The sequence below is a fragment of the Pedobacter sp. AC163 genome (assembly GCF_979258665.1).
The window spans coordinates 4,018,054-4,041,861 of record NZ_OZ409872.1 but is presented as its reverse complement, the minus strand read 5'-3'; the positions used below and the strand labels follow the sequence as shown (position 1 = coordinate 4,041,861).

Below are 23,808 nucleotides of genomic sequence, written 5' to 3'. Positions count from 1 at the left end.
CGCCATATCATTCGAGATGTTAGTTATGCATCTCTACAATCCTTCTTGCTGGAAAAAGAATTGCGATCGTTCATCCTTATCAGGGAAATGGTGTGAGTTTGGTTTTTTTCATATTGGTTGGCTTAGGTTGTTGGTTAAATTATATTAAGCTTATTATTGGAACAGGGATACATGTTAAAGAATACATACTAAAACATGCTAAAACGTTTTAGTATAAATCTCTAAAAAAAACCCGCACATTGGCGGACATTTAAGAAATCGAAAAATGCTAAAACGTTTTATTACCCAATAATAAGCACTTTAAGAGTTTTTGCAAAGTCAAAAATTTGTTACAATGAAAAAATAAAGCTTTAAATCAGATTTTACCTAAAAAAACCTCCTGAAGTTGTACTATTTACTTGTTCTTCCAAGGTTTAAGAACTAATAGAGTTAAATTTTTCATCGCAACAGCTTGCTGCGCCAATTAATGCTGCATGCTCTTTCAATTCTGAAATTTTGATTGCTGCATGAATACCATTTCCTTTTAAAGTTGCAATAAGTTCTGGCGAAAATTCATTAAATGCCTGAGCAATATTTCCTCCAACGATTACCGTATCAATTTTATTTTTATTGATAATTGGAATTAAGAATTGTGCAAGATTATAACCAAACTCCATAAAAACCTGAGTAGCCAGATGATCAGTCTTAACTGCTTCTACCAGTTCCTTTACGCCATCTAGATTAGTTCCACTCAAATGTTTGTACCTTTTTACAAACCAACGGGTTGCCAGATAATCTTCTGCAATACCATCTAAAAATGATGAGTTCCATAAATCAGCATCGGTTGCTTTCTGGTTGATACAAATGGATGAACCTAAGCCAGTACCTAATGTTAGGCCTAAAACATTTGCGTTACCTTTGGCTGCTCCCGCAAATACTTCGCCCTGCAAAAAGCCTGCAGCATCATTAATAAAATGAATATGGTCACTTGGGATATCAAGACGGCCAGCTAATTCATCTTTCACATTTATTTGATAAAGCGACTTAAATTTATCCTGATCTTTTATAAGTGAAATGCCATTCTCATAATCAAACGGCCCTGGCATCGCAATTCCAACAAACCTTGAATCTTTTGCAACACCCTCAAAAGCATCATTAATAATTTCTACCCAAGCCTTTAATATAACTTCTTTACCCTCTTGTGAGTTGACAGCACTACGTTTAATTGAATTCGTAATTAAGCTTCTCGTTTCTAAATCTATCAGTGCGGCCGTAATATGCGAACCGCCAATATCGACACCTAATGCCACAGGCTTTTCCATTCTTTTCTCTATATTTCTGTAAAAATAATCATTTCTAGCTATTACTAAAACGATAAACTAATTAGTTAACGAAAATGGCTTATCAGCCTTCAATAAACCTCTATTTAAATCAGGCTTGTTGCTCATTTCCAGTTTTAATGTACCCCCATTAATTAAATCCTGGTGTGTTATAAAATTTCGGGTGTATGTTTTACCATTTAACGTTGCCGATTTGATATACACATTTTTTGCGCTGTTGTCTGGCGCTTCAATAATAAATTGCTTGCCATTCTCCAGGTTAATAGTTGTTTTCTTAAACATCGGACTGCCAAAAACATATTCGCCTGTTCCCGGTGTAACACTGTAAAAACCCAGTGCACTTAATACATACCAAGATGAGGTCTGTCCCTGATCTTCGTCGCCCGGATAACCATTTTCAGTTGCATTGTAAAGCTTGCTCATCACCTCACGGGCGTGAAACTGTGCTTTCCAAGGCTGGTTGGCATAATTATACAGGTATACCATATGCTGAATGGGCTGGTTGCCATGCGCATATTGGCCCATGTTTGCCATTACCATTTCTGTCATTTCGTGAATCATACCGCCGTAAGTACCCACCTTTACATCATTAGGCTGCGAAAATACGGAATCTAACTTAGCAACAAAATTTTCATTTCCGCCCATCATGTTGATCAGGCCTTTTGTATCTTGAAAAACCGACCATTGCCAGTGCCAGGCATTACCTTCGGTAAAAGGCCCACCCCATTCAATAGGATCAAAATTTGGTACCCAGTTTCCATTTGAATCTTTGCCTCTCATAAACCGGGTGGCAGGATCGTAAACGTTTTTATAATTATACATCTGGCGCTCAAAAATATCCATGTAAAACTTATTTCCCGTCATTTTAGCCAGTTCATATCCACAATAATCATCGTATGCATATTCTAATGTTTTAGCAGTTGCTTCGCGATATTTTGGATAAGGCACATAACCCAATTGATAGTAGTCACGCCAACCATCACGGCCATTTGCCGGCCCCCAAGGCCCTTTATTGGTAGCTTCGTGCAGGTAGGCTTCCAATGCTTTTTTCGGATCGAAAGTGCGTAAACCTTTGGCCCATGCATCCGCAAATAAAGAAATGGCATGGTTCCCGATCATACTTCCAGCCTCACTTGGAAAAGACCAGGAGGGCAACCAACCACATTGTTCGTGAGCTTCAATCATAGCCTGCATGTATCGGCCATGCATTTCAGGATGAAGTAAAGTATTTAGCGGGAACTGCGCCCTGAAGGTATCCCAAAAACCCGTGTCGGTGTACATATAGCCTGCATGTACCGTTCCATCGTAAGGACTAAAATAATGCGGTTTGCCACTTGCATCTATCTCGTAAAATTTTCGTGAGAAAAGGCTGGCACGGAAAAAACACGAATAAAATGTTTCCATATCGGCTTGCGTTCCACCTTCTACAACGATTTTCCCTAGCGATTTATTCCACACCGCAGCTCCTTTTGCCTTTGTTTGCTCCAAAGTTTTGTCGCCACCTAATTCGGTTTTTAAGTTTAACTCTGCTTGCGCTAAGCTGATATAAGACGAAGCCGTTTTAACCTGCACCTTGGCGCCTGCTTTAAATTCTATATAGGCGCCTTTGCCTAATCCATCAGCAAACGTCGAATCTGCTTTAACCGTATTCCCTTTATTTTCCCAAGTGCCATACGCTTTTATCGGCTGATCAAATTTTAATACGAAATAACTTTTCCAGCCTTTTTTAAAGCCTTCGCCATTGTTTACATAACCGGTTATTTTGTTTTCCTTCGGATAAATCTGAACCCCGCTTAACCTGGTGTAGCCATCAAGAATTAAAAAGCTTTTTTTGCCTTTTGGATAAGTAAAACGTAAATGTGCCCCACGTTCTGACGGTGAAATTTCAGTTGTGATTTTGTTCTCAAACGTAACTTTGTAATAATTTGGCTTTGCAATTTCATCCGCATGAGTAAATTTTGTTTCACGCTTATTTTCATCAACAACTAACTCATCTATAATCGGCATCAAAGAAAAAACCGCATAATCTCTACTCCATGAACTGCATTGGTGTGCTTGCTGAAACCCCCTTATTTTATCTTTAAAATACTGGTACTTCCATCCATCGCCATTTCTACCGGTTTGAGGCGTCCACGTATGCATGCCGAAAGGCAAAGCCGTGGTTGGATAAGTATTGCCTCTTGTTAATTCGTGCCTGGAATTGGTTCCTTGCAGGGTGTTTACATAATTAACCAAATCTTTTTGCTGTGCCAATAACCCTTTGGCTGCAAGGCAAATTAAAATGGTAGTTAAAAATTTAAGTTTCATTTGTGTGTGTTTGTTTTTACTAATTACCTCGTACGAAATCAATCTTTAATTATCTATCGTCATTTCGAACGAAATTAATTTTCGCTCTTTTCTCGTCATCTCGAACGAAATCAACTTTCATTGATTGAGGAGAGATCTCACTTCAAAAAATCAATCCTTCTAATGAGATTTCTCAATCGCGAAAAGCTCATTTCGAAATGACGACCTAAGGAAAAACTGTCATCGTGAATAAATAAATCTTCACTCAATAATCGTCATCTCGAACGAAATCAATTTTTCATTGATTGAGGAGAGATCTCACTTCAAAAATCAATCCTTCTAATGAGATTTCACAATCGCTAAAAGCTCAATTTAAAATGTTTATTCTGCTTACCAGCTGATGTTAACCTGTACACCTTCACTGAAATTCGCAAAGCCCAACAGCAGTGTTTTTGATTTTTCATCCCACTCATTTTTGGTAAGGGATAATTCTTTTCCGCTGGAGCTTGCCGTAACTTTTGTTGGTTTATTCGCCAAAAGAATGCGCATGATGTTATTGGTTTTTGAAGGGCTTTTAGTTAAAAATTGATAAGATTTTTTTGTCGAAACCTCATCTGTTACCCTTGCCGCCGCAGCCAAAACCTGAGGTTTGCTTTTATTCTCTGCTTTATTTACATCAAATAAATAAGCCTGTGAATTGGGCTTAATGGCTTTTGTATTCAACACAGGAAGTGTCGGATCGAAAAGATCGATAAAAGTTCCCGTTAAGGTTACTGGCAATTTGCTTTGACTTTCATCCAATACTGCGGCAATAACAAATGGTCCACGTTCTAAAACAAAGTTGTTTTTTAAAACCAAATTTCCTGCTTTCGCATCATCTTCATAAGCTCTTTTAACTGTAGCCATAAATTCCTCATCACCGCTCTTTTTCATAATCAGCTCTTTTGGGTCTTTGCGTACCAGGTAAACTTTGCCTTTACCCACTTCATAAATCCCGCCACTTTCGCTTAAAGGTACACCCAATAAGCCGAATAAATGCTCTGATGGGGCTTTGAAGGTGTTTCCATTGCTATTCCACCATTCTTTCACATTTTGGAATGGATCGTTATCTCTACCGTAATAAAGCAAAACGCCGCCCGCTTTTACCCATTTGCTTAACTCCTGGTGGAAATCAGCAGAAAGCGGTTTCATATTAGCGTAACTCATGATCAAGACCTTAATATCTTTTAAAGTATTTTTATTAGCGAGGTTTTCAATATGAACAGTTTCTACCGGAATGCCTTGTTTAAGCAATGGAATGGCCATTCCATAAAAGTTAGACAACTGGGGATCATCGTAGCCCTGATGAGTTGGAAAACGTTGAAACATCATCGAGTTGGAAAGTAAAACCCCAATACCATGGCTCCCATTCAACGTATTTTTTGAAAGTGGCATTTGGTTTAACGAGTTGACCATAATTTGCATTTGAGTGGCGTAGGCTGGGGAAATCGGCTGACGCTCTTTCATTCCTTCCACCGGAAACTTACCTCTATAAATGCGGTTTGGCCATGGCATTACTTCGTAATTATCGACCATTGGATACAATAATTCAGCAGTGAATGTAGCCTCATAATTCACTTTGTAGTCATCCCACGATCTTGCTCTATCTTCAATCGGATCTGTCAAAAAATAAATTTTCCTACCAGTTGGTGCCGTCATCGAAACCATAGAACCATACTCCAAAAATGCATTTTCAAATACCCGTTCTTTCATCAATCCATCGTAATAAATCGGCTCCCGAGAGGTACCTGTCCAGACCTGAGCAATGTATCCATCCATTCCATCTAAATTAGCCAAACTTGCTTCCGGACTTACAATTTGCCATGAGGAATAATTAATGAGCGAGTGCGTTGGCACGAAACACTTTACTCTTTTTCCTTTGCTTTCGCTATAGGTTTTTACATAGGTAAACACTTCTTTTAATGCATTGAAATAGAGTTGATATTTAAGTTTGGAAGATAAGTAAGTGGCCTCAGGCGATTCATGCTGGGCCATCCAGGGGAAACCGTAGTATTTTTGCCATTCATTTTTGAAGGTTTGGCTATAACCTGCACGGGCCCAAAACTCGGGTTCTTCCAAATAAATCGCAGTTACACCGGCATCAATGGCCCGCTTTACATGGCTCTTCATATAAGTTAGAAAACTCGCTGTAGGAACGATATAGGGCACATCTTTTCCATGCCAAATGGTTTCGCCATTATGCATCATCTGGCCTTCATCCAAGTGGTTTTTTCCGTCCCATTCGCCTAAGAAATAATCTTTGTACTGGCCCCAGGCAATACCGGTCATAAATTGTACTTCATAACCTTTATCGCGATAGCCTTTCACCCGTTCTTCAAATTTCCCGCCATCATCGTTAATGCCGTAAACCATTGCAATGTCCGATCGTACATCGTAATCCGGGCTCCATGGTGCCGAAACTTGAAATGAAGTTTTCTGCTTCGATTTGATTTGGGCAAATACATCGCCTTGCGAAGTTAAAGCAGTCGCCAATGCCGAAAGAGCCACATAAAACTTGAGGTTTTTCATATCGATGTCTAGTTAGCAGGAGCGAATAATTGCATGAAAGTCACCGCACTACTCGATTCGTAAGATTGAACAATGCCTGTTGGGCAGGGTGCTTTGTAATTGCGGTGCATAATCCCACGACCGAAATCGCGGTTTCCCCAGGCGGTATTGGCGTTAAAAATTGCCCATTTTGCGTAATCACCTGCTGGATAAGCTTTGGCCAGATCGGATAAATATTGGGCAAAAATTGCTTTTAGTACCCCTTGCTCATTCCAATCTCCTTCGGCAGGCAGAATACCACTCGGGTCGCTCATGGTATTTTTGGTATAATTGGCGGCGATTTTTGCATCGTCTAAATAACTTTGCGTATTGGTATTTTTATACAATAAAACCGCAGCGCCAATGAGCGTTCCCTGGTTGTAAGTGTAATCTTCGAAGCCAGGGTTGCTATCGCCAACCTTATGATCGGCTACTCTGCCTTTGGCAATATCAAACAGATTTATTCTAGACCATGCGTAAATTTCTTTCGCTTTGGTTAAATAAGCTTCTTCTTTTGTGACATTATACAATCGCATGGCCGCAATTACGGTAGGGAAATTTATGCAGGCATTTTTGCCACTGTGCTTAAAATCCCAAAACATACCGCCTTTAACCGGATCGTAAGAACCGCTCCACACTTTAGCAAAGCCAGATTTAGCCTTGTCAAGGTAGGCTTGATTTTTGGTGATTTCATAAGCACGGGTAAGCGACATAATCCACCACATCATGTCATCATAAATAAACCACTCAACCGAGTTATCCCAATTGTAATTATCGTAACGTTTAGCCCCTCCGTCGTACATATCAGTAATCAATTTGTAGTAAGCGGGGTCTTTAGTACGCTCGTAAATATTCATTACGTTGTCCCAGTAAATGGCTTGGGTCCAAATGGCGGCTAAACCTTTTTTTTCGGTAGTGCTGTAATAAAGTTTATCCGCGGGGCTATAGTAAATGGTATTGAAAGAATTGAAGGCGATAGTGGCTTCGGCAGCAGTAAAACTTGTTGGGGTGGGTGGCGGTAAAGTTGGTGGTTTTGTTGCAGGCTCTTCAGTGCCTTTTTTGCTACAAGAGCTGATTGAAATTGCGATAGTTAAACTTAAAAACGCAATCAGTATTTTAAGTTTGCGAAGATTTTTAGGTAAAGATTTATTTTCCATAATATGTGGTTCTTATGGCATGAAAAGAATATCAGGGCGGCACTTACATAGGTAAATCATGTAAGCACCACCTGATTTTAGTTATTTTGATGTTTCATTTCTGAAACTACCAACCTGGATTCTGCACCATTAAATCATCAGAGTTAACGTCTTTTGCAGGGATTGGGAATAAGTAATGCCTCTTAGTGAAAGTTCTGGTTTCGAAAGGAATCACCGTTAAAAAGTTTGGTAAATTTTGAGTGATATTTAAGCCATAGATTGGTCCATTATCTGTAGTCTCAGCAATTTTCCATCTTCTGGTATCAAAATATCTTACGTTTTCGAAAGCTAATTCCGATCTGCGCTCATTTCTGATGGCTTGTCTCATTGCAGCCTGATCTGCCGGAGCAGGAATTTGACCAGTACCTGAACCATATTGAGGAATACCCGCTCTTTGTCTGATTTGATTTAAATAATTTAAAATATCAGGATCGCCTGGAGTAGCTTCATTTAGAGCTTCTACATAATCTAAAAATAAATTACCTACACGATACAGGATACCAGCACGGTTACTCTCATTCCAGTTGCCTAAACCCATTGCTTTTCTAACCGCATAACCAGTAACAGTATAATCGTTACCACCAGTGGCCTTACCAGAGTTACCATTGTTATTGAATTGTGTGATCACATTACCAAACCTGGTATTCAGCCAAACACTGTTATGGTAGGTAATATTTACATAAAAACGTGGTTCACGGTTAACCCATTGGTTATAAGTTTCTGTTGCAATCGGACTCCCTGGCGCTTGATAGTTAGTAAAACCAGAAGTTACGTAACCTGATAGCGGATCGGTAATGCTACGACCATTTGCAGTAAAAAAAGCGTCTACCTGATTTTGGGTTGCGCCTAAGCCTGCAGATCCCCTTACTTCAGAGTTTGAACCACTGTGGTAAGGTGTCATTTCATATTGCCTGCCACCAATTGAAGCATCCAATCTGGACATGATAATTTCACTATTGAATTTATCTAAAAAGACATCACGACAAGATAAATAAGCATTTAAGCTTCCATCTGCATTGTTTTTTCTATACAAATTGTAAGTTCCAGGAACAAATTGAGTAATGTAAGCTTTATAAGCATCAGATGCCCTTTTCCATTTTGTTGCATCGTAGGTTTGACTAATCAGTTGTTTTCCGTCTTTGTTTTTAAGGTTAGCTAAATCGGCGTTGCCATTGAAAAGTGGACTTGCTGCCAACAAATAAGCTTGTAAGCGATAGGCTAATGCTTGTCCTTTGGTAATTCTTCCATAATCCCTGTCGTTACCTGCTGCAACTGGTAAATTATCTGCAGCACTTTGCAATTCAGAAGTGATATAGTTGATGCATTCATCAAAGCTATTTCTAGGTAAACGGATACTTTCAGTTGGCGCATCAGGTTCGATTACATTTTCGCCTAAAATGATTACCGGACCGTAAATACGAACTAAATAAAAGTAATAAATTGCTCTAAGTGCTCTTGCCTCATTTTTGTATTGATTGATTAACTGAGGCGTGATATCCTGGCTAACTTTATCAATGTTTGCCATAAAGAAACTCGCAGAACGAATACCTCTGTAAAAATTGTTCCAATACCCATTAACGAAGCCGGAGTTTGCATCCCAACTACCAATATTTACGTTGTTGGCCTGGTTAAAGCCCCAAACGAATTCAGCTTCGTCTGATGCGCCTGTCCAAACACCAGCGCTTCTACCTACATCCGGATTTCTTTGACCAAATTCATCAGGAATTAAACTGTAAACGTTTGCTAAAAATTTCTCTGCCGTAGCACGGTTAGTAAAGGTTTCTTCGAGGGTTAGCCTATCATTAGGCACCTGATCTAGAAAACCTTTTTTACAAGATGTAGCCAAAGTTAAGCAAGCTACAAATGCAATAAATATGTATTTTTTCATGATTTCTGATTCTTAAAATTTAACATTAATACCTAAGGACAATGTTTTGGTGATTGGATACTTCGAACCATTTGCTCTTCCGCCAGTATTTAACTCCGGATCCCATAGTTTCCAATCACTGAAGGTTAACAAGTTGTTTCCAATCAAATAAATGGCTGCATTTTTTAGATAAATTTTCTCAGCAAATTTTGTTGGAAGATTGTAGCTCAATTGAGCTGATTTTAAACGCAAGAAGTTAACATCTTTAACCCACCATGAGCTCTCTAAAGTATTGTTAGTATTGTCAGCTTCACCATAAGCTAAACGTGGATAAAAAGCATCTTGTCTTGGACTCGATGGTGTCCATCTGTCGGTTGCAATTTCATAAGCATTACTTAAACCGCCACCACCATTAAATGGAAAGATACCTGATCCACCTAACATAATGTCAGCACCGTGAGTACCTTGGAAAAACGTGCTTAATGCAAAACCTTTGTATGATGCACTTAAGCCAAAACCATAAACTTTATTTGGAACATCACCTCTACCGATTTGAGTTTTATCATAATCGTTGATTAATCCATCACCATTTAAATCGCTGTATTTGATATCACCAGGACGTAGATTGCTTTTTGATCCTGGCGCTGCACTTGCATCGATCTCGGCTTGTGTATCATATAATTTCTCTGCAACGTAACCAAATCTTGATAATACATTCGTTCCAACACGGTTCATCCATGGATAAGGTTGTGCAGGACGATCATCAGCAATAATTTTATCTTTATTATAAGTAAAGGTTCCTCGTACACCAAAATCAACTTGACCCACTTTAAAGTTATACTCCAAAGTCGCATCGATACCACGGTTATCCACTTCACCTAAATTACCATAAGGCTGATTGGTTAACCCAACATAACCTGGGATAGACTGACGCTGAAAGAAAATACCGGTACGTTGCTCTTTAAATAAATCGACAATTAAATAAAGATTGTCTTTCAATGTTCTGATTTCCATACCTAAATCTTGCTTACGCGATTCGGCCCAAACTACATCAACACCATAATCAGTTACGTTAATTCCGCTTATTCCGTTATCGTAGCCTTTACCATATTGATATCCGGCAGCACCATCAGATACTAACGTCAAATAAGCAAATCTTCTTCCAACCAAATCAGCATTGGAGATTTTACCAATACCGGTTATACCATCAGAGTACCTAAATTTTAAGAATGAAATGGTGTTTTTCATGCCTTCCCAAAATTTCTCGTTTGATGGAATCCATCCCACTCCGAAAGCTGGGAATGTACCGTATCTGTTATCTGGCGAAAATAATTCTGAGCCGTTGTATCCAAAGTTGGCTTCTACAAAATAGCGGTCATCATAAGAATATGTACCACGAGCGGCAACCCCAATAAATCTTTCCGGAATTGAAGCGGTAAAATCGCCTGCAAATGGATTGGTATAATCCTGTGTGTAAGCTAAAATCAAACCTCCAACGCGGTGTTTTCCAAAGGCTCTATCATAGTTTACGGCACCTTCCGTATAAAACTTTCTGTTCCCACCTCTTGATGGCTCGAAACTTAAATAGTTACCCCCACTGGTAAACGATTGAAATAAATCTAAACTTCCATCTGCTTTGTAAGGATTATTAATATCTCTAATGAAGTAAGTACTCTCTCTTTTTGATCTTCTGATAAAGTTTTCATTATAGTTATCAAAAGCTACCATTGCAGTTGCAGTTAAACCTTCAGTTACCATCTTCAAATCCTGAGTTAACCTCATGTTGGTGTACAATTGATTTCTAAATTCTGTACGATAACCTCTTCTGGTTAAATCAGCATAAGGATTTCTAAAACCTCCGTTAGAAGAACGACCTGGAATTAAACCACCTGGATAAATTTTTGGATATTCTACTGGAGATACATCCAATGCTGATGTAAAGATACTTTCGGTATTTTCTCCAGGATAATTACCCGTTGAAACATAACCTTGGATGCCTAAATCCAATTTGGTGGTATTAGTCAGCTTTAAATTTAAATTACTGGTGAAGTTGTAACGGGTATAATTTAATGCTGAATTATATTGGGCCAAATCATCCGTTTTTAAGAAACCACCTTCGTTGTAATACGCTAAGGAGACATAATATTGGGCATTATCAACACCACCACTTGCATTTAAGTTTGCTCTTCGAGTACTGCTATATTTATCAAACAACTCATCCATCCAGTTTACATTAGGGTAAACCAACGGATCTACACCTGAAGCCGTTCTGTTAATATAGTCTTGCGAATATTTTGCAGCCTGACCTCTTCCCGTCAAGGCTTCATTCGCAAGATTCATGTAAGTAACACCATCTAAAGCTTCAGGATGTCTAACGAATGTACTTAAACCTTCGTTATAATCGAAAAAGATGGCAGGTTTACCCACTTTACCAGTTTTAGTTTTAACAATGATTACCCCGTTTGCACCTCTAACTCCGTAAACGGCTGTACCAGATGCATCTTTTAGAACGGTAAACGACTCAATATCTTCTGCATCAATTGCCGAAATCGAACGTTCTACTCCATCTACCAAAACTAAAGGCGCACTAGAACCACTAAAAGTTGCAATACCACGAATCCAGATATCTGCGGTACTTCTTCCCGGCTCACCAGATCTTTGTACTCCAACTACACCCGCAATTCTACCTGCTAATGATTGAGTTACGCTTGCTACGGGTTGCTTTAATTCTTTTGAATTGATGGTAGATTGTGCACCAATCAAGGAAACTTTACGTTGCGTACCGAAACCCACAACAGCAACTTCTTCAAGGGAATTAGAACTTGGAACCAGTTGAATCGCAAGATTTTTCTGACTACCTACAGTTACTTCTTTTGGTTCGTAGCCTACATAAGAAATGATCAATACAGAAGATTCTGAAGGCACACTAATGCTAAATGCTCCATTTATATCAGTAGCCGCAACAGCTAAAGATCCTTTGACCTTCACACTGGCACCTGGAATCGGAGTTCCGGTTTCATCTTTAATAATACCTCTGATTACAATGTCGGCAAAAGGTGTTTTTAGTTCCTTTGTTGCCTTTGGCGATGTATTAATATTTATCGCATTTGCCGATGCATTAAATGTTAATCCGAGTGCCAAGGATAGTGCACCTAACTTGCAGGCGCTCTCCTTCGTCATAAGCGTGAGCTTAATGAGCCTAGTAAATTTTTTGTTCATATTGGTTGGTTTTGTACTTGGTTAGTTATCTTTTCAGATGGGTTTGTTAGTTTTTTTGTTCGTTTATGTATTTAGTAAGTGAATAATTTGTTTATTTATTAGCCCAGTGATCAGCAAGCATTTTGATGAAGTATCCGCCTACCACACTCCTCGCCTGAAAACCCGCTTTTTTTCCGCTGATGGTTTCATGCCAATCGCTTAATGGCACCTTATCCGAAGTTTCACTGGCAAATTTGTGTATGGGTTTGATAAACTTTTGAAATTCCTGCTGATTGTCGCTCAAGGTTGCTGTCCACATAATCCAATCAGATTTTGTATAGGCTTTGCGACTATCAAGCGGTAAACCAAAAGCATTTTGCTTGGTTAAATAGTAGTTGATTTCTTTGCGGTAAACATCATTCGGAAATAAATTCAGTTTCAATAATTTATCCCAAATCAGGTTATATTTCTGGCTCCAGGTATTTTTATCATTGAAAGTTAATGCGTAATGGTCGCCGGCATCGGCATGTTTTTGCCAATTTTTGGCCATATCCAATGCAGCGTTTCTATACTTCAAGGCTACATCTGTTTTGCCCAACTGCTGCGCAAGCTGTGCATAAACACCCAAGCCAACAATTGCTTTTACCGATAAATTCGCATTTCGAGCCAAATGACCAGCGAAATCATCGGTGCATAATTGGTTCTCTGGATCGAAACCTTCTTTCAAAAGATAGTTAGCCCATCTCGACATTTCTTTCCAGTGCTTCTCTGCATAACCGGCATTACCTTCAGCTTTGGCAATGGCACCCACCAAAATGATCATATTTCCGGCTTCTTCCACTGGCATATCTTCGCCATAAATTTGTCCGTTGGCTATTGGATATGTGCCTATATCATGTGCAGGATAATCTTTGTTCCATTTTCCGCTTTCTGAATAGTAGAAAATTCCATTGAGCATTCCTTTTAATAATTCAGGGTTGTAAAGCAAATATTGCGGTGCCGATGGATAAGTAACATCTACCGTATTGATAAAACCGCCGCTGAAATTTTCCTTCGACAGAAATAAAATATCGCCATTTGGGGCATAGACAATTTTGTGCGCTGCAATACTTTGGCGATAAGCCAACTTGCACATATCGGCATATTCTTTACCACCAGCTTTAGTTGCATCAGCCACTAATTTGGCATCAAAAGCCTTTGTTTTAACTTTAAGTGTTGAGTAATCGTTGTTAGCTTGCGTAAGTTGGCTCTCGAAAGTGCTTGATGGAGAAGTTCTCCAAATAGGCAACAATTGATCTCCAAAATATTCAATTGACTTTAAGTCATCATAACCCAGCATCACATATTTTTCTACCGACTTTGCGCCAACCGAACCAAAAGGGATAACAGTGCTCAAATCTTGTGTTTTAACATTTACAGCTTGTGAAGCTTGCGGGTATTGACCAGACTTAAAACTATTTAAATTCGCAATTTGATTACCGATGAACTGTTTTGCACCAAATTTAGTTGGAACAGCAACATACATGTACCCCCAGTCAATTCGTAAATCATCATTTTTCTTTTTTAGAATCGGTTGTTCTACCGTACCTGCTTTTAAAATGGATAAATTATTGTTGGTATTTTTCCAAACGGAAACAGCCTGATTAGGCGTATTAACGGCTAAATTGGATGAAGCACTAAAATAGATATCAACCTTGTGTGCTTTCCCATCAGCAGATTTTGCAGCATAGCTGATGTAGCTGATCGGCCTTGCCGTTAATTTGATATCGTTTAATAACAGTGGCGAAGTGAAAGTTACTTTTAAGTTTACACCACCGCATTTAAAATCGTAAATGGTATTGGTGGCTTCAACGGCTACATTGGTTTGTGTTGCTTTTAATACTTGAGAACCATTCGGAATTTCTTCTACAATTCCTGCGTCAAGATGCCTTCCCCCTGCTGTATTTTTACAGTTAATAGCTAAAAGGTTTTCGCCAGGATTTAAAATGCCCTCTTCAATAGGAATATAAATGTATTCGTGTACCCAACCGTCTTTCTCATAAATCGTTTTACCATTTAGATAAACGATAACATTGTCATCATGACTAAGTTTTAAATATTTTTTAGCTGATGAAGATTTCCTAACTGAAAACTTTCTGCGATAATAAATTTCATCTGTATTCCATTTTGTCTTGGCCGTATTATCGTCGCCAAATGGAGCCTCATTCTTTTTCCAATCGCTGTCATCAAAACCTAAGCTGTTCCAACCTGTTGCCGGCTTTTTAAATGTATAACTAGCCTGGTAACCGGTTTCATCGGCAGCTGGCAAAATTGTTTTATAGTTTTTCGATTCAGCACCTAGAAAACGATAAAACTTGCCATCAACTTTAGCCACACCTAAAAGCGATTGTTCTTTGCCTGTCCAATGTTTGGTTACCGAATTGTTTAATCCATCGCCAAAAGACCAAATGCTTAAATAGGTATCGTGAGCAATTAAGGGATAAGCTGGAGCCTTATCTTGAGCTTGAACATTAAAATGTAAGATGCAGCAAAACGCAAAGAAGTATAGTTTTCTCATAAACAGAATATTTGGTTACGTTAAACGTTTTACTAATCTGACAAATCACTTCCTTTTAATTTAAGTTAAAAGAAAAAAATTAAATATTGATTTGAGATTGACCTAGGCCTTAAAACATAAAACGTTTTACTAATTCAATATTAAAGAATTAAATTCCATATTAAAATAGCGAATTCGCAACATTTTAGTTACAGGAAACAGAAACTATCTTTCAATGAGTTTTGCAGGAATAATCACCTTTTGATTTTCTGCTTTGGCTTTAGAAGAGAGCTGATTTAGAATGAGTTGTATAACAGTTTCGGCAATTTCTTCGAGGGGTTGTTGAACAGCAGAAATGCTAGGCGTATGAAGTTCGAAAACCTCATGATCATCATAGGCAATAACCGAAAAGTCATCTCCAATTTGCTTGTCAAGTTGTTTTAAGGCTTTTAAACCACTAATGGCTAAATAATTGGTAGCAAACAGCACCGCATCAATTTCTTTTGAAAGAAAGAGGTTTTTCATTTCTTCAATCGTTTCCGTTTCATCCTGATTGAAATGAATTTTGAGTACCAACTCCTCCGAATAGGTAATCTGGTGGTCGATCAAAGCTTGTTTATAACCATCAAAACGCTCCACAATTTGTTCTACATCGATATCGGTTGTTACAAGTGCGATTTTTCGCTTACCATTTTTGATGAAACTTTCTATAGATTGATAAGAGGCTTTAAAATGATCGGCACCTACATAATGAGTTTCCACATCCGATAAATTTCTATCGAACAAAATCACAGGTTTATTATCCGCCAGTAAAGCATTAATATCTTCTTCGATTCCTTTTGTAGGTGAGATGATATAACCATCAACCTTCCTCGATTTAAACATGTTGATTAAGTCTTTAGCCTTTTCAACATCATTTTCGGTACTGGAATAAATGATTTTATAGCCCTTTTTATACGCTTTATCTTCTATTAAGCGAGCAATACGGGAAAAGAATGAGTTGGAAATATCTTCAATAATTAATCCGATAATGTTCGAGTTACCTGTACGTAAACTCCTGGCAATTTGATTGGGTTTATAACCACTTTCTTTAATAATCTCTTCCACTTTCTTAATCACAGCTTCGCTAATCGATTTCTCTTTTGCTTTACCATTTATGATAAATGAAACTGTTGTGATAGATACACCTGCCTTAACGGCGATATCTTTTATGGAAAGGGTTTTCATTTTTTAGCGCTTCAGATAATGTATTGTGATAAGTCTCCCGTATTTATACCGGGATTTTTCAATTTTTGCTAATATAAAGCATCTTGATTAATATTTTCTTAATATTAATGGATTTAGGTTCTGCGGTTTTGTAAAATATTCATACCTGATTGTTAAGGTTTAGTTAAAACAGAAAAGGCACATTTAAGTGCCTTTTCTGTTGAATTAATAACCTGGATTTTGTTTTAGGTTTGGGTTAAGTGCAATTTGTTGCTGTGGTATTGGATATAATTGTCTGTTTGCATTGGTTGGCTTATGATCCCACCAATCCGTTGTTGCAAATTTTCCAAAACGTATCAAATCGTCGCGACGGAATCCTTCAAAAATGAACTCACGTCCACGCTCTACCAACAATTCATCTAAAGTTAACGTTGTCGTTGTATATTGATTTGCAGGCCAATCTGCTGCTGCAAAAGCTCTTACTTTGCAATCGTTAATCAACTTTACCGCCTCCGCAGTGGCCGTGCCCCCATTTTTACGCATTAAAGCTTCTGCTTTGGCAAAATAAATCCATGTTAAACGATAGATGTTCCAATCCGTATTGTTATAAACATTACTCGGTTGTGTAGTTGCGTTTGCAACTTGATTACCCAGTTTATATTTATTAAAACGTACACCGCTGTTTTCTTCACCTTCGCTCATGTTAGAAACAGTAGATCCAGTTTTATTTTTCTGTATATTATCCACAAACTCCAACTGCTTACCATCATATTCATTTCCACCAGTTGCAATTAGTGGTTGGCCGTTATCAAAACGTGTCATTTTACCTTCCAGTAACCATGTTCTTTTTCTTAAATCGGCATCAACATACTTGGTAAAATTTCCTGGCACAACTACAATACCATCATTACCATTTCTACTTCCGCCATAAATAAACTGCTGATTAAAGTGGTAAAAATCGCTTGGAAAACCTGGTTGAAAATTAGCTCTCTGAAATTCGTATGCTACAGAGAAAATAGTTTCTTTACTTAAATCATTATCAGGTTTAAACTGATCGGTGATATTAGGATCCAAAGCCATGTTGCCGTTCATTCCACCAGCTTGGTTGGAAATTATTTTATCCGCAGCTGCGATGCAATCATCCCAACGGGCAGTGCCTGTCCATGCTTCAGCATTTAAGTAAAGCTCTACCAGCATGGCATAACCTCCAGCCTGGCTCATTCTACCTAACATGGCTTTTGATAGTTTTGGCGCTTTTTCTATATTATCCTTAATTTCTTTTTCAATGAAATTAAACACTTCAGTTCGGCTCATTGTAGATGGCCTAGCTGGCTCTCCAACCACAGTAACTACCGGGATGTTACCAAACAAATCCATCAATTTTAAATAATGATAAGCCCTGAACAACTTAAGTTCGGCTAGAAAAGCATCCTTCTCCTGTTGAGTAATTCCCAACTGTCCAGCATCCCGTTTTTCTAAATTTTCGATTGGCACGTTACATAAACCCACACCCCAATACATAAGCGACCAGGCATTATTTATTCCACCTTCATCAACCGTCCAGGTGTGGTAATGTAGTCTTTTCCATTTACCACCATCCTCACCGTGGCGACCTTTGGTTGGCCAGGCAAGTTGATCGGCAGAAAGCTCGGCTAAGCGCCACCAGCCATCCTGCCCTGCTGAAGTTCCCCATGCATTTGCATGCGTATATGGCCTCAAAACAGCAGAGATAATTTCATTTTTGTTGGTGTAAAAATTCTCACTACTAATGGTATCATACAAATTCTCATCTAGTTTTGTACAACCGTTTGCCGTAATTAACAGCATTGCTGCTAAACACGATGAATATATTTTATTTAATGTTTTCATGTTATTCAGTTTAAAATCCAAAGCTTACACCTAATAAGAAAGATGAGGTGCTTGGGTAAGGCCCTCTACCATCTACACCTAAAACACCATCGTTTGCTGGTTGGCCTAAGCCTGTATCCTTAACAAAATCCGGGTCGTTACCTGTGTATTTTGTAAAAGTGGCCAAGTTTTGTCCAGTGATATAAGCTCTCAAATTTCGGATGTTTTTCGATTTCAGCTTGAAAGTATATCCGAAGGTTACCTCGTCAATTTTTAAGAAACTACCATCCTCGATATAATAATCGGAGTACATGTAGGTATCATTAATCTGAGCATACTTATCAAATGCAGAACTTAACAAATTGGTACCCGAAACTTTGTTACCGTAAGAAAGTGCAGTAGTATTTAAAATTTGGTAATCAAATTTACCTCTTAAGAAAACACGCAAATCGAACTGTTTATAATTAAAGCTATTGGTTAACGATAAATAATATTTTGGGATAGCATTACCGATCACCGCCAAATCTGTTTGATCTCTATTAAATGAGTTATTGATTTGGTCATTCCTCACCGGCTGACCATTTCTATTAAAGAATAACCATTTTCCATCGGCAGTAAAGCCAGCGAAGCGTTTACCCCAGAAATCGCCAATCTTACCGCCTTCGTAAATACGGATGGAGTTACCTAAATCTCCAAAACCGCCTATCCCAGATGTAGAAAGATAATCTCTTTTATATTCGCTATTTGAATAAGAATCTAATTTATTGCTTGTGGTACTTGCAGCTAAATCAATGTTGTATTTAAAATCTTTTCCCTTAACGGCTTGATAGCTTAATGCCAGCTCAATACCTTTTGCAGAAATCGATCCTACGTTTGTATAAATCGACGAACGCACAAATGGCGGTTGTGGTGAATCGTAATTATCCAATAAATCTTTGGTTACGCGTTTAAACAAATCTAATGATCCGGAAAGACGGCTCGAAAAAAGCGTGAAATCTAAACCTAAGTTAATCTCTTGTTTCTTTTCCCATCTCAAATTTGGATTTGGGTTGGTGTTCGGACCATAGGTTTCGCGATATTGGCCATCAGGATAAAGATAAACTCCACCGGTACCTAATGTTACCAAAGATGCATAGTTCGAAATACCTGAATTACCAGTTTCGCCATATCCAACTCTCACTTTCAAATTATTCACCCATTTCACGTTCTCCATAAATTTTTCTTCGGTAACTGTCCAACCGGCAGAAACGGCAGGGAAATTTGCCCATTTATTATTTACACCAAAACGTGATGAGCCTTCTCTACGCAAAATGGCTTGTAAGTAATACCTGTTTTTGAAGGTGTAGTTCACCCTTCCGAAAAAAGCAATTAGCGTATTGTCATTTTTAAAACTTCCTAGAAATGCTTTACCAGCAGACAATTGATTACCTGCATTTAAATTATTTTCTTGGAACTGGTCGTTTAAGAAACCTAAGTTTCCGGCGTTAAAACCCTCATTAACTTCATAGCGGTAACTATAGCCACCAATTGCGGTCAAGCTGTGGTCGTCGCCAAATGTAGTTGCATATTGTAAAGTTGGCTCTACGTTAAAATTCTGCTCCAAAACAGTTGACCTGGCGGCATAACCTCCATTTTTATAAATGTCATTCTCTAAGGAATATTCGCCAAATACCGAGCGATATGATCCATCAATGTAGCTGTTGCGTTGAACGGCACCAAAAACGGAAGCTTTGAAACCTTTAAAAATCTCGTATTCTGCTTTAGCATCAATAGAGCTGGTTTGTTGTTGTCTTTTGTTGGTTTCTTGCTCTAACCTGGCCAATTCGTTGGTTGCATTCGGATCAAAAAACCAGCTCCCGTCAGGGTTGTAATAAGATTGGGTAGGGTTCCTGGTTAACTGATTTTCCCAGCCACCGCCGCCCAGCAAATCTCCTTTATTAAAATTGGTCGATAAGTTTACCTGTGTAAATAATTTATCGTCAAGACCTTTAGAGTTTAAGTTCAATCTTATCCCGTATTCCGTACGACGATTATTTTTTGCAAAACCCTGTAAATCGCGATAGTTGATACTGGCCCTGTAACTTGTCTTTTCAGAACCGCCAGACATAGAAAGGTTATGGTTCTGACTTAAGTTTTCCTTATTCACTAAATCATTAAATGGATCAAGCGAAGCACCATAATCCTGGCGATCGAACTGTCCACTTCGGATTTTCTCTCTGAATTCATCTACAGTTAAAAAATCTGGTCTTTGATACAAATATTCTTTACGCAAATAGCCTGAATAATCGAAACGTGCTGGCCCTGCTTTACCTTTTTTAGTGGTAACTAGAATTACGCCGGCATTTGCCCTTGTACCATAAATTGCGGCACCCGAGCCATCTTTAAGCACACTAAATGATGCGATATCATCTTGCTGCAAAAGATCTAAATTTCCTCCCGGAATTCCATCAATAACAATTAGCGGACTTTGGCTACCCGTTACAGATGTTACCCCACGAAGCTGCACACCTACACCTGAATTTGGGTTAGATCCGCCCGTTCGGGTAATTTGCAAACCTGCAACTTTACCTTGTAATAAATCCAGCGGGTTTCGCGACCCACTTTGCCTAAATTGAGAAGTATCTACCGTGGCAATTGCCGATGTTACCTCTTTGGCCTTTAGGGTACCATAACCCACTACTACCACTTCATCCAATTTTTGCGAAGCTGATGGTACAAGATTGACTGTTAATGGTGCTGTACCATTACCAGCAGGAATAGATTTGGTTTGATAACCGATATAACTGAATACTAAAACATCAGTTGGAGCAGTAACAGCTATAGAAAATCGCCCATTTTCTTGAGTCACAGAACCGCCGGTTTTACCTTGAATTTTGATTCCAACTCCAGGTAAACCGATTTTTTTTTCGTCTAAAACCACGCCGGTAATTGTCTTTTGTCCGGCGGCACTGGCTGGTGCAGTAGCGGGGCCATCTTTTGGCGGTGCTGCCTGCACCGGACTTGCACCACCTAATGGATTTACCGGTGCCTTAACAGAATCTGCAGGTACTGGCGTTGGGACCTTTTTAGTAGTGTCTCTTTTTGTGGTGTCTTGCTGAAAATAATAATGATTGAAACTTTTGGTTTCTCCCATCGATTTAGCAAACAACAGGGGGCTCGAAATTAGGAACAGGCATAGGAATCCTGCAATCCTGAGTAGAATGTTTCTCATTGGCACTCATTAGTTTAGTTTATAATTAGTTACGCTATGCGTCTAACTTTCTCTTAATTAACGAGGGCGAGGGATGATTAATTAGGTACGATTAGAATTACGCAAAACGATTTAGTAACGCTTAAAAGAGACATTTGTTTTAAAAAAAATGAAAAAGTTTTTTTTGAGAAACTATTTTTTCGATGAATATTGATAAATCAGCTTCGCGGTTTTGGCAGATGCGCCCGGTTTTCCCATCAAACGGAGTAACTCCTGGTAGTTGTGAAGCATTATTTCTCGGCCATCGCCTTCCACAATAATTTGAAGCTCTTCGCCCACTTTTTTAGTGTTACAATCTTCCTGAATAAGCTCGGTTACAATCTTTTTATTCACGATTAAATTTACCAGGGAAATGAATTTAATTTTCACTAACATCCTGGCGATAGCAATAGAAATTGCCCCTCCACGATAAACCACCACCTGCGGAACTTTAAACAAAGCAGTTTCTAAGGTAGCTGTGCCCGAGGCCACAATTGCAGCATGGGCATGATGCAATAAGTTATAGGTGTTATTAAATAAAAGTTTAACTTTTTTGGAGCCTATAAACTGCTGATAATAACGTTCATCGAAAGTTGGTGCGGCAGCAATGGCGAATTGATAGGCGGGAAATTGATCTGTAATGCTGAGCATTACCGGTAATAAACGCTCAATTTCTTGTTTTCTGCTCCCAGGCAATAACGCAATGATTTTCTGTTCAGCTAAATTGTTTTGGGAGATAAAATCTGGATCAGGAGAAAAGGCAGCTTGCTCATCCAAAAGTGGATTTCCAACATAATCCACTTTCATACCCCATTCTTTATAAAAATCTACCTCGAAAGGTAAGATGCAAAACATATGGTCAACAACCTTTTTGATTTTAAGCACCCGCTTCTGATTCCAGGCCCAAATTTTTGGAGAGATATAATAACAAACCCGGATGTTATTTTCTTTGGCAAATTCAGCTATTTTTAAATTGAAGCCTGGAAAATCAATTAGGATCAATACATCGGGTTGCCAGCCTAAAATATCAGCTTTGCACTTTTTAAGGTTTTTAAAAATTGTTCTTAAATTCAACACTACTTCCGTAAAACCCATAAAGGCCATATCAGCATAGTGCTTTACTAACTCGCCCCCTTCGGCCTGCATTTTATCGCCGCCAAAATAACGAAACACAGCCTCACTGTCTTCGAGCTTTAATGCCTTCATTAAGTTTGCACCATGTAAATCGCCTGATGCTTCGCCGGCTACGAGGTAGTATTTCATTTTGGTATATCACTTATCATCATTGTGAGGCACGAAGCAATCTTAAGGCGGATGTACTTCATGAGATTGCTTCGTGCCTCGCAATAAACGGTTATATTTATTAAAAAACCTTGTAGGCGAAGAAAATAAATGCACACAAAAATGTTGCAGCTAAAATTCCTCTGCCAATATTAAGCTTATTGTATTTAAAAAAATGTTGCATCGCGTAAGCATTAACAGCAATGCCACCGATGTAAAGCAAATCGGCCTTAGCCAGCGATGCCACGTGATGAATGATATACCAAGCCAGTCCACATAAAATGGCTGGTAATATTAAACCTATCGCCAGACCAATCCAGACAGAATCAGTGAGTTTCCTTAACTTATCGCTCATACTTATGTAGAGATTAAGATTAGCCTAAATTGATTCCATCAGGAGCAGAAATAGTGGTTTTTCCTTGATCGGATTTCGAAATATCACCATCAATAAAATTCCATCCATTTAAAGTTTGAATGGCATGATGCGCCGTTAAATCGAACTGTACTGGCACAACTGAAACATAGCCATGTTCCAATGCCCAAACATCTGTATCTTCACCCTTATCAAAATTTTCAAAAACACCTGTTAACCAATAATATGGTCGTTTGTATGGATCAACACGCTCATCAAATTCCTCCATCCACTTAGCATTAGCTTGCCTACAAACTTTTACGCCTTTGAGTTGATCACCCTTCGGAAAATTTACGTTTAACAAAACGCCTTCTGGCAAACCATTTTCAAGCACCTGGAGACAAATATCTTTAATGTACTTTTTGGTATGACTAAAATCCGCATCGGCAGCAAAATCATCCATTGAAAACCCAATAGAAGGGATTTTTTCGATGGCACCTTCAACCGCGGCAGACATGGTACCTGAGTATAAAACATTAATGGAGTTATTTAAACCGTGATTAATACCCGAAACGCAAAGATCGGGCTTCTTGCCCTTGAAAATTTTATTTACTCCAAGCTTTACACAATCTACTGGAGTGCCGCTACATTTGTACATCTCCACACCATCATAAAGATTTACTTTATCAAAACGAATGGGTTTACCGATAGTAATTGCATGCCCCATTCCGCTTTGTGGACTATCCGGCGCAACCACAACCACATGTCCAATTTCCTGCATTACCTCCATCAAATTTTTAATTCCGGTAGCGGTAATACCATCGTCATTTACTACTAAAATAGTTGGCTTTGCTTTGTGCTTTGTCATGCTGGTAAAAATACAGATTATAAAATCAAGGCACAA

General features: G+C 38.6%; 13 protein-coding genes. All 13 read right to left on the bottom strand.

Features of this window, described 5'->3' with window-relative positions:
* Positions 1-413: 413 nt before the first annotated feature.
* Complete coding sequence (locus tag ACZZZK_RS17480) at positions 414-1,301, bottom strand: ROK family protein (RefSeq protein WP_463485227.1); 888 nt, start codon at positions 1,299-1,301, stop codon at positions 414-416.
* Between the two features lie 57 nt (positions 1,302-1,358).
* The gene (locus tag ACZZZK_RS17475) at positions 1,359-3,626 is read right to left on the bottom strand and encodes a GH92 family glycosyl hydrolase (RefSeq protein WP_463485226.1); all 2,268 of its coding nucleotides are present in this window, start codon (positions 3,624-3,626) and stop codon (positions 1,359-1,361) included.
* 369 nt (positions 3,627-3,995) lie between these two features.
* Complete coding sequence (locus tag ACZZZK_RS17470) at positions 3,996-6,173, bottom strand: hypothetical protein (RefSeq protein ID WP_463485225.1); 2,178 nt, start codon at positions 6,171-6,173, stop codon at positions 3,996-3,998.
* Positions 6,174-6,181: 8 nt separating this feature from the next.
* Positions 6,182-7,348, bottom strand: coding sequence for a glycoside hydrolase family 76 protein (locus ACZZZK_RS17465; protein WP_463485224.1), 1,167 nt, complete (start codon positions 7,346-7,348; stop codon positions 6,182-6,184).
* Positions 7,349-7,454: 106 nt separating this feature from the next.
* Positions 7,455-9,275 carry a RagB/SusD family nutrient uptake outer membrane protein gene (locus ACZZZK_RS17460; RefSeq protein WP_463485223.1) on the bottom strand — a complete coding sequence of 607 codons (1,821 nt, stop codon included), beginning with the start codon at positions 9,273-9,275 and terminating at the stop codon, positions 7,455-7,457.
* Positions 9,276-9,287: 12 nt separating this feature from the next.
* The gene (locus tag ACZZZK_RS17455; RefSeq protein ID WP_463485222.1) at positions 9,288-12,473 is read right to left on the bottom strand and encodes a SusC/RagA family TonB-linked outer membrane protein; all 3,186 of its coding nucleotides are present in this window, start codon (positions 12,471-12,473) and stop codon (positions 9,288-9,290) included.
* Positions 12,474-12,564: 91 nt separating this feature from the next.
* A complete protein-coding gene (locus tag ACZZZK_RS17450; protein WP_463485221.1) occupies positions 12,565-15,009 on the bottom strand; it encodes a glutaminase family protein in 2,445 nt (814 codons plus the stop codon).
* A gap of 204 nt (positions 15,010-15,213) precedes the next feature.
* A complete protein-coding gene (locus ACZZZK_RS17445; protein WP_463485220.1) occupies positions 15,214-16,215 on the bottom strand; it encodes a LacI family DNA-binding transcriptional regulator in 1,002 nt (333 codons plus the stop codon).
* 204 nt (positions 16,216-16,419) lie between these two features.
* Positions 16,420-18,063 carry a RagB/SusD family nutrient uptake outer membrane protein gene (locus ACZZZK_RS17440; protein ID WP_463485219.1) on the bottom strand — a complete coding sequence of 548 codons (1,644 nt, stop codon included), beginning with the start codon at positions 18,061-18,063 and terminating at the stop codon, positions 16,420-16,422.
* A 10-nt stretch (positions 18,064-18,073) separates the two neighbouring features.
* Positions 18,074-21,175: a SusC/RagA family TonB-linked outer membrane protein gene (locus ACZZZK_RS17435; RefSeq protein ID WP_463485218.1), complete on the bottom strand. Its 3,102-nt coding sequence runs from the start codon at positions 21,173-21,175 to the stop codon at positions 18,074-18,076.
* Between the two features lie 249 nt (positions 21,176-21,424).
* On the bottom strand, positions 21,425-22,534 hold the full coding sequence (gene lpxB / locus ACZZZK_RS17430; RefSeq protein WP_463485217.1) for a lipid-A-disaccharide synthase: 1,110 nt from the start codon (positions 22,532-22,534) through the stop codon (positions 21,425-21,427).
* 100 nt (positions 22,535-22,634) lie between these two features.
* Positions 22,635-22,907 carry a stationary phase survival protein SurE gene (locus ACZZZK_RS17425; RefSeq protein WP_463485216.1) on the bottom strand — a complete coding sequence of 91 codons (273 nt, stop codon included), beginning with the start codon at positions 22,905-22,907 and terminating at the stop codon, positions 22,635-22,637.
* 19 nt (positions 22,908-22,926) lie between these two features.
* Positions 22,927-23,772: a 5'/3'-nucleotidase SurE gene (gene surE, locus ACZZZK_RS17420; RefSeq protein WP_265798956.1), complete on the bottom strand. Its 846-nt coding sequence runs from the start codon at positions 23,770-23,772 to the stop codon at positions 22,927-22,929.
* Between the last annotated feature and the right edge of the window lie 36 nt (positions 23,773-23,808).